General features: G+C 63.4%; 13 protein-coding genes and 1 pseudogene. 7 read left to right on the top strand and 7 right to left on the bottom strand.

Going from position 1 to position 13859, the window contains the following annotated elements; translation table 11 throughout:
- Positions 1–116: 116 nt before the first annotated feature.
- The 3 genes from ACTJKM_RS07605 to ACTJKM_RS07595 are packed head-to-tail and all read right to left on the bottom strand — an operon-like array spanning position 117 to position 2874.
- Positions 117–893 carry an SDR family oxidoreductase gene (locus ACTJKM_RS07605; RefSeq protein ID WP_113512168.1) on the bottom strand — a complete coding sequence of 259 codons (777 nt, stop codon included), beginning with the start codon at positions 891–893 and terminating at the stop codon, positions 117–119.
- A gap of 11 nt (positions 894–904) precedes the next feature.
- The gene (gene dgoD / locus ACTJKM_RS07600) at positions 905–2053 is read right to left on the bottom strand and encodes a galactonate dehydratase (protein WP_058330104.1); all 1149 of its coding nucleotides are present in this window, start codon (positions 2051–2053) and stop codon (positions 905–907) included.
- 53 nt (positions 2054–2106) lie between these two features.
- Entirely contained in the window at positions 2107–2874 is a 768-nt protein-coding gene (locus tag ACTJKM_RS07595; protein ID WP_110879715.1) for a FadR/GntR family transcriptional regulator, read from the bottom strand.
- A gap of 184 nt (positions 2875–3058) precedes the next feature.
- Between ACTJKM_RS07595 and ACTJKM_RS07590 the strand changes: the two genes are divergently transcribed.
- The 7 genes from ACTJKM_RS07590 to ACTJKM_RS07560 all read left to right on the top strand — a co-directional run bounded on the left by ACTJKM_RS07590 (position 3059) and on the right by ACTJKM_RS07560 (position 10851).
- The gene (locus tag ACTJKM_RS07590; protein WP_440660123.1) at positions 3059–4042 is read left to right on the top strand and encodes an arabinose ABC transporter substrate-binding protein; all 984 of its coding nucleotides are present in this window, start codon (positions 3059–3061) and stop codon (positions 4040–4042) included.
- 65 nt (positions 4043–4107) lie between these two features.
- Positions 4108–5622 carry an L-arabinose ABC transporter ATP-binding protein AraG gene (gene araG / locus ACTJKM_RS07585; RefSeq protein ID WP_113512170.1) on the top strand — a complete coding sequence of 505 codons (1515 nt, stop codon included), beginning with the start codon at positions 4108–4110 and terminating at the stop codon, positions 5620–5622.
- Positions 5619–6569: an L-arabinose ABC transporter permease AraH gene (gene araH / locus ACTJKM_RS07580; RefSeq protein WP_058330108.1), complete on the top strand. Its 951-nt coding sequence runs from the start codon at positions 5619–5621 to the stop codon at positions 6567–6569. The genes araG and araH overlap by 4 nt, the downstream gene beginning before the upstream one ends.
- Before the next feature lie 3 nt (positions 6570–6572).
- Positions 6573–7448 carry an aldose 1-epimerase gene (locus ACTJKM_RS07575; protein WP_113512172.1) on the top strand — a complete coding sequence of 292 codons (876 nt, stop codon included), beginning with the start codon at positions 6573–6575 and terminating at the stop codon, positions 7446–7448.
- A gap of 326 nt (positions 7449–7774) precedes the next feature.
- Positions 7775–8830: a TRAP transporter substrate-binding protein gene (locus ACTJKM_RS07570; RefSeq protein WP_440660121.1), complete on the top strand. Its 1056-nt coding sequence runs from the start codon at positions 7775–7777 to the stop codon at positions 8828–8830.
- A gap of 66 nt (positions 8831–8896) precedes the next feature.
- Positions 8897–9412: a TRAP transporter small permease gene (locus tag ACTJKM_RS07565; RefSeq protein ID WP_440660119.1), complete on the top strand. Its 516-nt coding sequence runs from the start codon at positions 8897–8899 to the stop codon at positions 9410–9412.
- The gene (locus ACTJKM_RS07560; RefSeq protein ID WP_058330112.1) at positions 9409–10851 is read left to right on the top strand and encodes a TRAP transporter large permease; all 1443 of its coding nucleotides are present in this window, start codon (positions 9409–9411) and stop codon (positions 10849–10851) included. The genes ACTJKM_RS07565 and ACTJKM_RS07560 overlap by 4 nt, the downstream gene beginning before the upstream one ends.
- A gap of 99 nt (positions 10852–10950) precedes the next feature.
- On the opposite strand, the pseudogene ACTJKM_RS07555 reads toward ACTJKM_RS07560, so the two are convergent.
- The 4 genes and pseudogenes from ACTJKM_RS07555 to ACTJKM_RS07540 form a co-directional block, all read right to left on the bottom strand.
- Positions 10951–11255: pseudogene (locus tag ACTJKM_RS07555) on the bottom strand (TonB-dependent receptor); the annotation flags it as partial.
- A 33-nt stretch (positions 11256–11288) separates the two neighbouring features.
- Positions 11289–12317 (bottom strand): 2-dehydropantoate 2-reductase, encoded by a 1029-nt coding sequence (locus ACTJKM_RS07550; protein ID WP_440660117.1) that lies wholly within the window; start codon positions 12315–12317, stop codon positions 11289–11291.
- Between the two features lie 61 nt (positions 12318–12378).
- Positions 12379–13233, bottom strand: a complete 855-nt coding sequence (locus tag ACTJKM_RS07545) for an EamA family transporter (RefSeq protein ID WP_440660116.1) — start codon at positions 13231–13233, stop codon at positions 12379–12381.
- A complete protein-coding gene (locus ACTJKM_RS07540; protein WP_440660114.1) occupies positions 13230–13844 on the bottom strand; it encodes a nitroreductase family protein in 615 nt (204 codons plus the stop codon). The genes ACTJKM_RS07545 and ACTJKM_RS07540 overlap by 4 nt, the downstream gene beginning before the upstream one ends.
- Positions 13845–13859: the final 15 nt, after the last annotated feature.

Genomic DNA, 13859 nt, shown 5'->3' with positions numbered 1-13859 from the left:
CGTGATGCTTCGGCCTCCGAACCGCCTGCTGCCCAGCGCCGTTCCTATGAAAAAGGATGATCTACCCGTCTGCTGTAGCAGAGATCGCCATTCAGGTGCGGGCATCAGCCGACGGTTTAGGGATGATGCAGCACGCTCACCCCGCCATCGACCGTCAGACAGGTAGCGTTCATGAAGGGGCATTCGTCCGAAATCATGAAGAGGGCGGCCTTGGCGATTTCCTCCGGCGTCGCGATGCGACCGCCGGGATGAAGCTTCATCGTTTCGGCTTCCGCCGCGGCCGGGTCGGGAAATGAGTTCCAGTATTCCTCGGCCTTCTGCGTGCGCACGTAGCCTGGCGCCAGCGCATTTACACGCACGCCCTGCCCGGCATATTCCAGCCCCAGCGCCTTGGTCATGCCGAGAAGCGCATGTTTGGCGACGGGATAGGGGAAGGTGTGCGGGATGATGGTGAAGGCGTGGGTCGAGGCGATGTTGAGGATGACGCCGCCGCCTTCCGCGATCATGCCGGGCAGCACGGCTTTGCTGCAGTTCCACGCGCCCTTGAGATTGATGTCGAAGCAGCGCTGCCAGTCGGCATCCGAGAGTTTCAGCGGCTCGAAGAAGACGTTGACGCCGGCATTGTTGACCAGCGCGTTCGGCTGGCCGATCTCGCGGCTGGCCGTGGCAATCGCCTGTTCGATGGCATCCGCATCCGTGATGTCGGTCGTGGTGTAGCCGATCTTTCCGCCGGTCGCACGGAGCCGTTCGGCCTCGGTCGCCAGCAGATCGCCATCACGATCGATGAGGTAGAGGCTCGCGCCTTCCGCAAGGAAGGTCTCGGCAATAGCAAGGCCGATGCCTTGAGCCGCCCCAGTGATGACGACGCGCTTTCCTTCGAGCCGACCCGCCATGTCCGCCCTCCTCACCACTCGGCGACGCTGCCGTCGGCATGGCGCCAGATCGGGTTGCGCCAGCGATGGCCTTCCTTCGCCCGTTCGATGACGTACTGCTCGTCCACCTCGATGCCGAGGCCCGGTCCTTGCGGGATCGACACGAAACCGTCTGCGTAATGGAACACGTCTTTGTTGGAGATGTAGTCGAGAATGTCGTTGCCGGTATTGTAATGGATGCCGAGGCTCTGCTCCTGGATGAAGGCGTTGTAGCTGACGGCGTCGACCTGGAGGCAGGCGGCAAGCGCAATCGGTCCGAGCGGGCAATGCGGCGCCAGTGCCACGTCGTAGGCTTCGGCCATCGCCGCGATCTTGCGGCACTCGGTGATGCCGCCGGCGTGCGACAGGTCGGGCTGCAGGATGTCGACATAGCCGTCTGAAAGCACCGACTTGAAGTCCCAGCGTGAATAGAGCCGCTCACCAAGCGCGATCGGCGTCGAGCAATGGTTGGCGATTTCCTTCAGCGCCTCGCGATTTTCCGAAAGCACCGGTTCTTCGATGAACATCAGGTTGAAGGGCTGCAGTTCCTTCGCCAGCACCTTGGCCATCGGCCGGTGCACGCGGCCGTGGAAATCGACGCCGATGCCGATATGCGGACCGATCGCCTCGCGGATCGTCGCGATGGTCTCGACCGCCTTCTCCACCTTCTCCCAGGTGTCGACGATCTGCATCTCCTCGCAACCATTGAGCTTGATCGCCTTGAAGCCGCGGGCAACGACATCGCGCGCATTGTTGGCGACGTCGGAGGGACGGTCGCCTCCGATCCAGGAATAGACCTTGATGCGGTCACGCACCTGGCCGCCGAGAAGGGCATGGATCGGCTGGCCATAGGCCTTGCCCTTGATGTCCCAGAGCGCCTGGTCAATCCCGGCAAGTGCCGACATGTGAACCGCGCCGCCGCGGTAGAAGCCGCCGCGATACATGACCTGCCAATGGTCTTCGATGAGCAGCGGATCCTTGCCGATCAGGTAGTCCGAGAGCTCGTTGACGGCGGCTTCCACCGTCAGGGCTCGCCCTTCGACGACCGGCTCGCCCCAGCCGACGATCCCCTCGTCGGTTTCGATCTTCAGAAACAGCCAGCGCGGCGGAACGATATAGGTTGTGAGCTTAGTGATTTTCATGGTGCGATATCCGCTGGGTGAAACAAGACGGCGACGGCCGCCCGGAAAAGGTCTCAGCGCGTCGAGAGGGCGGGCCGGTGACGTTCGACAGCAATCTTGAGGTCGCGCGCCGCAAGGTCAAGCATGCGCATGGAACAGTCGCGCGCCCGCACCTTGTCGCGCAGGCGTAGCGCCTCGACCAGTTCGCCATGGATGTCGATCGCCTCGTCACGGCGCTCGGCGACTTCATTCGAGGCGTGCAGCGAGAACTTCAGCGCCGCCTGGATGATGCCGACGAGCTGCAGAAAAACCTGGTTGTGGCTCGCCTTGAGCAGGCAGGTATGAAAGGCGACGTCGGCATCGGTGAAGCCGACGAGATCGCGTTCGCCGTCGCGCATCGCCTGCCAGGCGCGCTCGAGATCGGCGATCTCCTGGACGGTAGCGCGCTCGGCGGCAAACTCCGCCGCCGCCGGCTCGATTGCCCGGCGGGCCTCCAGAATGCAGTTCAAGAGATCGAATTCGAAGATGCGCTCGCCGATCCATTCAAGAACCTGCGAATCGAGGATGTTCCATTCGTCCTTGTTGCAGACGACGGTTCCGACCCGCGAGCGACCACGCACCATTCCCTTCGATTCAAGCACCTTCAGCGTTTCGCGAATGACGGTTCGGCTGACGCCATAGCGTTCGCAAAGGTCGTTCTCACGTGGCAGGTAGGAGCCGACAGGAAAGACGTCGGCGCAGATGTCCGAAGCGATCGCGCGTGTCACGTTCTTCTGGACGCGTGGGCGGCGCTGGCCGCGCTCCTCCATGCCGCTTCCATGTTGCTGCTCTGCCACCGCCATCTCCTCCCGCTCGCGTCTCCCAACCGCTGCTTAGCGCAGACGCCCGAACGCGACAACGCACCGAAGCACGCTGCTATCGTTATACACCACTAGCTCATTCATCATACAATGGCAATTGACGAATATGATGATTCATCATACACAAATGCCCACTGCAGGAGGCAGTTCACCAGGGAGAGAGATCATGCGCTTTATCAAGGCAGCCATTCTGGCTGGTACCGTCGCCGTGCTCACGGCAACCTCAGCGTTCGCTGCCGACGTCAAAATCGGTTTCATCGTCAAGCAGCCGGAAGAGCCGTGGTTCCAGGACGAGTGGAAGTTCGCCGACGTCGCCGCCAAGGAAAAGGGCTTCACCCTCGTCAAGATCGGCGCCGAAGACGGCGAGAAGGTTCAGTCGGCGATCGACAACCTCGGCGCCCAGGGCGCGCAGGGCTTCATCGTCTGCACGCCTGACGTCAAGCTCGGCCCCGGCATCGTCGCCAAGGCTGCCGCCAACGAGCTCAAGCTGATGACCGTCGACGACCGGCTGGTCAACGCCGATGGCAGTCCGATCGAAGACGTCCCGCATATGGGCATCTCGGCAACGAAAATCGGCGAGGCCGTCGGCCAGGCGATTGTCGACGAGGTCAAGAAGCGTGGCTGGGACATGAAGGATGTCGGCGCCATCCGAGTCTCCTACGACCAGCTCCCGACGGCGGTCGATCGTGTCGAGGGCGCGCTTTCCGTCCTCAAGGCCAACGGCTTCCCGGAAGCCAACATCTTCGACGCGCCGCAGGCCAAGACCGATACGGAGGCTGCGCTCAACGCCTCGACGATCGTTTTGAACAAGAACGCCGGCATCAAAAAGTGGGTCGCGATCGGCCTCAACGACGAAGCCGTACTTGGCGCCGTGCGCGCAACCGAGACGGTCGGCATTGCCGCCGACAGCATGATCGGCGTCGGCATCGGCGGCGCGGACTCGGCGATCAACGAGTTCAAGAAGCCCTCGGCCACCGGCTTTTTCGGCACGGTCATCATTTCGCCGAAGCGTCACGGCTACGAGACCGCGCTCAACATGTTTGAGTGGATCGCCAACGGCAAGGAGCCGGAAAAGCTGACCCTGACCGCCGGCCAGCTTGCACTGCGCGACAATTACGAAGCCGTGCGCAAGGGCCTCGGCATCGAGTAATCGCTGCTTGCGACACCATCGGCCCGGCGGCTGATCCCGCCGGGCGTTCCGTATCGGAGCCGCACATGCAAGACTTTCTTCAATTCCAGTCGATCTCCAAGGGCTATCCCGGCGTCCAGGCGCTGTCGGACGTCTCGTTTTCCGTGCGCAAGGGTGCCGTCCATGGGCTCATGGGCGAGAACGGCGCTGGCAAGTCGACGCTCATCCGACTATTGTCCGGCGACCAGGCGGCCGACCAGGGAGAGATCCGCATCGACGGCGCGGCGCAGAGCTATCGTTCCGTGCGCGACGCCTTTCGTGCCGGCGTGATCGTCATCCATCAGGAATTGCAGCTCGTTCCTGAGCTGACGGTTGCAGAAAACCTCTGGCTCGGCCACTTCCCCGGCAAGGGTGGGGTGATCGATCGCCGCCAGCTGATCCGCGTTGTCGGCGAGAAACTCTCCGAAATCGGCATCGACGTCGATCCGTCGGCCAAGATCGCCTCGCTTTCGATCGGCGAACGTCAGATGGTCGAGATCGCCAAGGCGGTCATGCTCGATGCGCGTGTCATCGCGCTCGACGAGCCGACATCGTCGCTCTCGTCGCGCGAAAGCGAAATCCTCTTTGCGCTCATCGAGCGCCTGCGTTCGAACGGTACCGTAATCCTCTATGTATCCCACCGCCTCGACGAGATCTTCAGGCTCTGCGACAGCCTGACGGTGCTGCGTGACGGCAAACTTGCCGCCCATCATCCCGATATTTCCAGGGTGACACGCGACCAGATCATCGCCGAAATGGTCGGGCGCGAGATCTCCAACATCTGGGGCTGGCGGGCCCGTGAGCTCGGGACCGAGCGCCTGCGCGTCGACAACATCTCCGGACCGAGACTGCAAACGCCCTTGAGCTTTTCCGTCCGGCGCGGCGAGATCCTCGGCTTCTTCGGCCTGATCGGCGCCGGTCGCAGCGAGATGGCAAGGCTCGTCTACGGTGCGGACACACGCTACCAGGGAACGGTCACCATCGACGGCGCAATCGTGCCGGCCGACAGCCCGCCGCAATCGATCCGCGCCGGCATGGTGTTGTGCCCGGAGGACCGCAAGTTCGACGGCGTCGTTCAGGGGCGCAGCATCGAAGAGAACATGGCGATCTCGTCGCGCCGGCACTTCTCGCCCTTCGGCATCCTCGACCTGAAAAAGGAAGGTGAGCTCGCCGACCGCTTCATCGCCAAGCTTCGGGTGCGCACGCCATCGCGCAAGCAGGACATTATCAATCTGTCGGGCGGCAACCAGCAGAAGGTCATCCTCGGCCGCTGGCTTTCCGAACAGGGCGTGAAGGTCCTTGTTATCGACGAGCCGACGCGCGGCATCGATGTCGGCGCCAAGTCGGAGATCTACGAAATCCTCTATGAACTCGCCGGCCAGGGCATGGCGATCGTCGTCATCTCCAGCGAGTTGCCCGAGGTGATGGGCATCACCGACCGCATCTTCGTCATGTGCCAGGGCCGGATCGCCGCCGACATCGCGCGCGCTGATTTCGACGAGCGCCGCATCCTCGCCGCCGCCCTTCCCGATGTACCAACCGAGCAGGTTCAGCCGTCATGACTTCCTTGAAAAAACTTCTTCTCGGCGAACAGGGTCTCGTCGTCATCTTCGCCGTCGCCTTCGCCATCGTGGCACTGACGGTTCCGAACTTCCTGACCGAGCGCAACATGCTGGGCCTTTTGCAATCGGTCGTCACCATCGGCATCGTCGCCTGCACGATGATGTTCTGCCTTGCCTCGCGCGACTTCGATCTCTCGGTCGGCTCGATGGTCGCCTTTTCCGGGATGGTCGCCGTCATGGCCTCGAATGCATCGGGCTCCATCCTGATCGGCCTCGTTGCCGCGCTCCTGTGCGGCGGTTTCGTCGGCCTCGTCAACGGTGTCGTCATCGCCCATTTCCGCATCAACGCTCTGATCACCACGCTTGCCACCATGCAGATCGTGCGCGGTTTCGCGCTGATCGCGTCCGACGGCCGCGCCGTCGGCATCAACGATCCAAGCTTCTATCAACTGGCGTTGTCCAAGTTCCTCGGCATCCCGACGCCGATCTGGGTGATGGGCTTCTTCTTCCTCGTCTTCGGCTTCGTCTTGAACCGCACGGTCTTCGGCAAGAACACGCTGGCGATCGGCGGCAACCCCGAGGCTTCGCGCCTTGCCGGCGTCAATGTCTCGAATATGCGCATCTGGATCTTCGCGCTGCAGGGCCTCGTCTGCGCCGTTGCCGGCGTCCTGCTCGCCTCGCGCATCACCTCCGGCCAGCCGAACGCGGCAACGGGTCTCGAGCTCTCGGTCATCTCGGCCTGCGTGCTCGGCGGCGTCTCGCTTGCCGGCGGCCGTGCGGCGATGACCGGCGTGATCGTCGGCGTGCTGATCATGGGCATCGCCGAAAACGTCATGAACCTGCTCAACATTCAGGCCTTCTACCAGTATGTCGTGCGCGGTCTGATTCTGCTGCTCGCCGTGCTGCTCGACAATCTGCGCTCGGCCGCCGCCGGCCGCCGCAGCTAGCAAATGGCGGAAGACACCCTCGTCCTAGAAAACGACGAAGGGCTCACCGTTGCGGTGAGCCCGCTCGGCGGCGCCATCCTCTCGGCCCGCTGGCGCGGCATCCCGGTGCTCGCGCCGACGCCGGCGCCGGGTCTCGCCTCCCAGGTGCTCGGCGCCGAAGCGTGTTTTCCGCTGATGCCCTTCGGCAACCGCATCGAGGATAATGGCTTCCACTTCGAAGGTCGCCACTACACGCTCGCATCCAATACGTCCGACCCGCTGGTGCTCCACGGCGACGGCTGGCTTCGGCGCTGGTCGATCCTTCACCAGGACCGTCATTCGCTTGCGCTAGGCTACCGGCAGGAGGCGAACGCAGAGCCCACGCCCTTCGCCTATGAGGCGGTGCAGACGATAGCGATCGACGGTGCGAGCCTGACCCTTTCGCTCACCGTCACCAACCGGGCCGCGCAAGCACTCCCCTATGGATTGGGCCTCCATCCCTATTTTCCGCGCACACCGGGAATGCGCCTTTTTGCCCACGCCGGCCGCTACTGGACGGAACGCGAGAACCACGTGCCAGGTGCGGCGCAGTCAATTCCGCAGGATTTGGACTTCACCTCCGGCGCCCCACTGCCGCCCGGCTGGCTGAACAATGCCTTCGACGGCTGGGACGGAAAGATGCGCATCGAGTGGCCGGAAACTGGCCTTGCGCTTTCGCTCGACGCTGACGAGAGCTTTCGTTTCTTCGTCCTCTATTCTCCTTCCACCGACGCCGACTTCTTCTGCTTCGAGCCGATGAGCCATCGACCGAACGCGCACCGCCAGCCCGAAAACGGCGGCCTCGTCAGACTGGCGCCCGGCGAAACTCTGGAAGGCACAGTCGCCCTGCAGGCGGAATGACAAGTTGATCCCCAAAACAATCATCCCCCACATTGGCGTGGGGGACAAAATCACTTTCGCGGACAGCCGGCGATCGGCCGCCCAGAGCCGCTGCGTGGACGGCCTAATCGGCGCCCGGCCGCCTCGCGCGACCTCGCTTGACAGGCGGTTCATAATAAACTTAACATGTTAATGGATTGAATATTCCCGATGAGGAGCGAGAGGAAGATTCAAGCCGCCGAGGAGGGCCTGCATCACAGTCGGATCGCCGTCATTTGAATTGACGTGGAGCGGCACAGGCATGCCCTGTTTCCGGGTGGAGCGACACTGATCAATGGGAGGGATTTATGATACTGAACCGACGGAGCCTTATTAAAGCCGGTGGTGCCATGCTTGCGGCGCCTCTCATCTTGCGAACGGGTGCCGCGCGCGCCCAGAGCGTAGTTACGCTGAAGCTGCACCACTTCCTGCCGCCGGCGTCCAACGTCCACCAGCGGCTGTTGACTCCATGGGCAAAAACCCTGGAGGAGCAGAGCAAGGGCGCGCTCAAGGTTGACATCTTTCCGGCCATGCAGCTCGGCGGAAAGCCGCCGCAGCTTTACGATCAGGCGGCCAACGGCGTCGTCGATATCGTCTGGACCCTGCCCGGCAACACACCTGGGCGCTTCCCCTCCACCGAGGTGTTCGAGCTTCCTTTCGTCGCCGCGAAAGAGGCCACCGTCAACGCACAGGCGTGCCAGGAATACGGACAGACGCATGTCCTGAAAGAGACCGGCGACACGCAGCTTCTGTGCTTCTGGGCGCACGATCATGGACTGATCCACACCAACAGGGAGGTGAAATCCAGCGCCGATCTGGCCGGCCTGAAGCTACGCAATCCGACCCGGCTTGCCGGTGAGGCGCTGGCGGCACTGGGCGCAACACCAGTCGGCATGCCTGTTCCGCAAGTTCCGGAAGCGCTGGCCCAACGGGCGATCGACGGCTGCGTCATCCCGTGGGAAGTGGTACCGTCCATCAAGGTCAATGAACTCACCAAGTTCCATACGGAAATTCCGGGCTCGCCGACGCTCTACACCGCGACCTTCTTCCTGGCGATGAACAAGGGCAAGTATGAGGCGCTGCCGGCCGATCTGAAGGCGGCGCTGGACGCCAACAGCGGCATGACCTTCGCCAAGAAGGCCGGCGAAATGTGGGACAGCGTCGGCGCCGAAGTGCGGGCCGCGATCGAAGCATCCGGAAGCGGATCGATCAGCGCGATTTCCGAGGACGAAAAGGCGAAATGGGTCGCGGCAACCAAGCCTGTCCACGACAAGTGGATCGAGGCCATGAAGGCCAAGGATCTCGACGGCAAGGCACTGATCGAAGCGGCGCACGGGCTCGTTCAAAAATACTCGAACGCCTGAGTGCGACTGCGAGCCCAGCGCGCCTGAATTTGGCTCCATCCAACAATTCGAGAGCTTGGAACCGGGATGACGGAAGAAGCAACACACGAGGCTGCCGTTACGGTGCCGCGACGCCGCGAGGTTGAGCGGCTTGCGGCAGGATTGGCACTCATAGGCGGAACGCTGATCTGCCTCGCAGCCGCATTGGTGACAATCAGCGTCCTCGGCCGCTGGCTTTTCAACCGGCCCGTACCGGCCGACTACGAACTCGTGGAGGTCGCGATCGGTGTCGCGATCTTCTCATTCCTCGGCTGCACCCAGGCGCGCAACGGCCATATTGCCGTCGATACCTTTACGCTCGCCCTTCCGTCACGCGTCACGCGGGTCATCGATGGTGCCTGGGACCTCGTGCTGGCGGCCTGCCTGGCATTCTTCGCCTGGGGTCTTCTCACTGGCGGACTGGAGGCGCGTCTGTACGGAACGACGCTGATCCAGCTGCCCTGGCCGATCTGGCCGGTCTATCTGACCTGCGCCGCGCTGGCAGCGCTCGCATCCGTCATCGGCTTGTCCGTCGCCATTCTCAAGATCGGAGGCCCTCGATGAGCGGCTTTGCCATTGCTTGCCTGGGCTTCGCTGCGATGCTGGTCCTGATCGCCATCAGAATGCCGATCGCGCTCGCCATGCTGGCAGTCGGCGCCGCCGGTTATGCCTATCTCTCCGGCCCGCACGCGCTGGTCTATTACCTGCAGACCAACACCTACAGCCAGTTTGCCAGCTATACGCTATCCGTCATTCCCCTCTTCATCCTGATGGGCGCGCTTGCCGAACAATCGGGCATCGCCGCGACCATGTTTCGGGTGGCCGAGCGGAGGCTCGGACGGTTCAGGGGCGGAATGCCGATGGCGGTGATTGCGGCTTGCACCGGCTTCGGCGCAATCTGCGGCTCGTCGGTCGCAACCACCGCAACCTTCGGACGCGCGGCACTGCCGGAACTGCGCCGCGCGCGGGTCGATGCCGGGCTTGGAACCGGCACCATCGCCGCCGGCGGTACGCTCGGCATCCTCATTCCGCCGTCGGTCATCCTGGTGATCTATGCGATCACAGCCGAGCAGAACATCGCCAAGCTGTTCCAGGCCGCCCTGGTGCCGGGATTGCTGGCGGCGGCGTTCTATCTGATCGCGATTGCCGTGGTCGTGCGGCGCAAGCCCCATCTCGCGCCGCCGGTGACAGTCGTCGAGGTCGCAAAGACGCTCCGTCCGTTCTGGGCGCGGCCGGCGGGGCTGGTCTTGCTTGTCGGCGGTACTGTCGGTTGGCTGTTGGGTTCGCTCGGCACCGTCGGCGCGATATTGCTGGCAATCTTCGGCCTGCTTCTGCTAGCCGCCGATTTCGCCGTCGTTCCCGCCGCCGCCGTTGCGGTCACGGTCGTCGGCGGCATCTATGGCGAGGTGTTCACGCCAACGGAAGGTGCTGCGGTCGGTGCCGCGGTGACGCTCGCGATCGGCCTGCTGCAAAGGGCACTGAGCCCCGCTGCCTTGAAGAACGCGCTGCTGCAGACGGCTGAAACCAGCGGGATGATTTTCCTGATCCTTCTCGGGGCGGAGGTCTTCGGCGCGTTCCTGGCGCTGACCCAGATGCCGATGATGCTCGCCTCGATGATCGGGGAGTCCGGGCTGCCGCCCTACGCCGTGGTGTGCGGCATGCTGCTGATCTATATCGTGCTCGGCGCCGTCATGGACGAGTTGGCGATGATCCTGCTGACCCTTCCCGTCTTCATCCCGATCGTCATGACGCTCGATCTCGGCATGCCGCCGGACGACGTCGCCATCTGGTTCGGCATTCTCGTCCTGATCGTCGTCGGCATTGGCCTCTCCGCCCCGCCGATCGGCCTCAATGTCTTCATCATCAACAAGTTGGCGACCGACGTACCGATAGCGCAGACTTACCGAGGCGTGATGCCGTTCGTGATCGCCGACCTCATCAGGCTGGTCATCGTCACGGTTTCCCCGGGGGTTGCGCTGGCGCTGGTCCGATTGCTGAATTGACGGGGCCGGTTCCTAGGCGGCGCTCATGCGCGCCGCCTCGCAACAATTGACACGACATTGCCCGGCATCTGCTACCGCAGTCGCGGGTCGGCGAAAGGCTTAGAACACGGCCATCAGCGACGCATAGAAAGTGCGCCCCGGGCCGGGCTGCTGCACGAGGCTCAACGGGTCGACATAGTAGGCGTCCGTCAGGTTCTCGTTGATCCGGCACTCGGCGAAGGCATCGACCAGCGTATAAGGCCTCCAGTCGATGAGCGAGATGAATTGCGAAGCACCCTGGGCGGTGACGTCGCCATGACCGATCGCGCGCGAACCGGTGCGCGAAATCCTGCCGCCGACCGTCAGCGCATCATCCCGGAACGTCTGCGACAATGTCAGAGCGCCACGGTATATTCCGGCGGCACCTGGTAACGTCCGGCGCCCACGAGACCAAGCCGCTACCCTTCTATCTTGAGCGTACGCGTCTGCCTGAGCTCGGCAAGCAGCGCATCTGCCTCCCATGTCTTGCTTCTGGAGGCCGCCGCATCTTTGACCAGCGTGCAAAGCCGTTCATTGACCGGCGCCCGACGGCCGAGCTTGGTGGCGAGCGCGACGACCGCACCGTTGATCCAATCCACTTCGGGAAAGCGGCCAGCGGCAAGGTCGTCGGCCATCGAGGAGCGCGCCGTGGCGTCGATCTTCAGCATGCGACCGGCAATGGCACGGAACAGGGCATCCGGCAGGCTGAGAACGGACGGCAACCAACCCGGTGGCAGCGGTGTCAGGCGCGCCGGCCGGAGGCGTCCCTCAGCGGCCAGCAGCGAAAGTGCCTCCCGCTGGGCGAGCGCCAGGCAAAGACGAAAGCCCCGTGTCTGGAGCTGCGCGAGCAAGGGCAATCCGGAGAGCGCATTGATTGCGTTGTTGAGGTTCATCAGCAGCTTCGCCCATTGCACCTCTTCCATGTCGCCGCGCAGGTCGAGAGCCAGTCCCGCAGCCGTGAAGAACGGTGCGGCTGCAGCCGTCAGCGGGTCGTGCTCGACGGCCATATTGCCTTCCGTCGCACGATGCAGATGGGCGGGGCCCGGTGCCATCACGTTGAAAGGAACCATGCCGCGCAGAATTTTTGCCGACGGCAGAAAGGTCTGTAGCGTAGCGCTGTTGCTCACACCGTTCTGCAAACTGAGCACGGGAGTGCCGGGGCGCAATACTGCGGAGAGCTCTGTCGCCGCACCCGCCGTCTGCCCGGATTTGACCGTCAGGAGGACGAGATCGCAATCCGCCAGGGAGGAAGCCGTGTCGGAGTAAACGATCCGATCGGGCGCGACGAAATCGTCACGCCCATCCAGGTCGGTCAGGCGCAACCCGTCCTTTCGCCAAGCGGCACCGCGCGCCGCCCGGCCGACAAAGATCACCTCTGCGCCACCGGCCAAAAGGCAGCCGCCGACAAAACCGCCGACCGCGCCGGCACCGAACACTCCGATTTTCACGAAACCGCCCCTCCGCACGCCAGGGAGTATAGGCCGGGATCGTCGCATTCCAACGCGCCGTTTACGTTCGGGCGGAAACGCGTTGGCTGAGCCAGATGCTGCCGATGACCAAAAGGACGCCGACAATCTGAAGCACACTCAAGGACTGACCCAGGAACACCCATCCGAGCAGGACAGCCGTCAGCGGGCTCAGGAAGAGAAGTGCTGACACTGCCGCCGATTCCAGCCGTGCGATGCCGCGAAACCAGAGAACATAAGTCAGCGCCGCGCCGATCAGGCTCAGCCAGGCGAGAGCAAGCAGGTTGGGAACGGTCGGGAATGGCACCGCCGGCTCGAAGGCAAGGGCCACGGGGACGAGGAGCAAGCCACCGGCCGCCAGCTGCCATGCCGTGGATGTGAGCAGCGATTCCGGCGACTTCCACTTTCGCGCCAGGACGTTGCCGAAGGCCATGGAAACGGCGCCGGCGAGGCCTGCGGCAATGCCGATCTCGTCCAGCGCGGCTTGCGGCGTCAACACCAGCAGCGCGACGCCGATAATGCCGACAATGGCCGCGACGAGGGACACCGGACGGATCGGCGCCTTCAGGAGGAGCGCTGCGATGAAAACAACGATCAAGGGCTGGACCGCCGCGACGGTTGCCGCGACGCCGCCCGGAAGGCGGTAGGCCGCGACGAACAACATGCTCAGAAAGATCGAGATGTTGAGCGCGCCGAGCGCGAAGGCGCGAAACCACCAGATGCCGCGCGGCAGTCGCCGCACGATCATGAGGATTAGCAACCCGGCCGGTAATGCTCGCAACAGGGCGACCGTCAGCGGCGTGAAGCCCTGCAGGAATTCGGTGGCAACGATATAGGTGCTGCCCCAGATGACGGGGGCAATCGCCGTCAGGGCGATATCGGAAACGTCTGTTTTCATGAGAAGTGAAGAACCTCGCCAAGCGGCCTGCGGGGCTTTTGCGGCCAGTTTCCGGGAACGGCACGGCCAACTGCAAGAAGCATTGCCGGCAATTCGCCCGGCCCAAGGCCGAACTCCCGGGCGACGCCCTCGGCATCGAACCCGCCCATAGGGCCCGTCGCCAATCCCAAAGCCTCGGCGGCATAGATCAAGGTCGCGGCGCCGAGACTGGCCGAACGCATGGCCTCGTCACGGGCAACCTTGGCATCGGCATATTGGGCGCGCACCGCCTCCTGCCAACCGGAGACCATTTCGGTTTGCATGTAACCGGTGTCGACGAACGGGCGCAGCCTTGCAGGCAGCGTCGCGTGATCGGGCAGCAGGCCGCAGATAATGAAGGTCACGGCAGCTTCCGAGACCTTGGCTTGCCCGTGCGCCACATTGCGCAGCCTGGCTTTTCCTTCCGGCGTGCGCACGGCGATAAACCGCCAGTTCTGAAGATTGTAGGCCGTCGGTGCGCGGGTCGCGAGACGCACCAGTTGCTCGATTTCCGCGTCTTCCAGTTCATGGGTCGCATCGAAACGATTGGCGGACACGCGCTGTTCGATGAGGGCGATCATGGGATGTGTCATTCTTCCGATCCGATC

Origin of the sequence: Ensifer sp. 22460 (genome assembly GCF_052044935.1) — a bacterium.
In the GTDB taxonomy this organism is placed as follows: domain Bacteria; phylum Pseudomonadota; class Alphaproteobacteria; order Rhizobiales; family Rhizobiaceae; genus Ensifer.
This window is presented reverse-complemented; position numbering and strand designations above follow the sequence as displayed.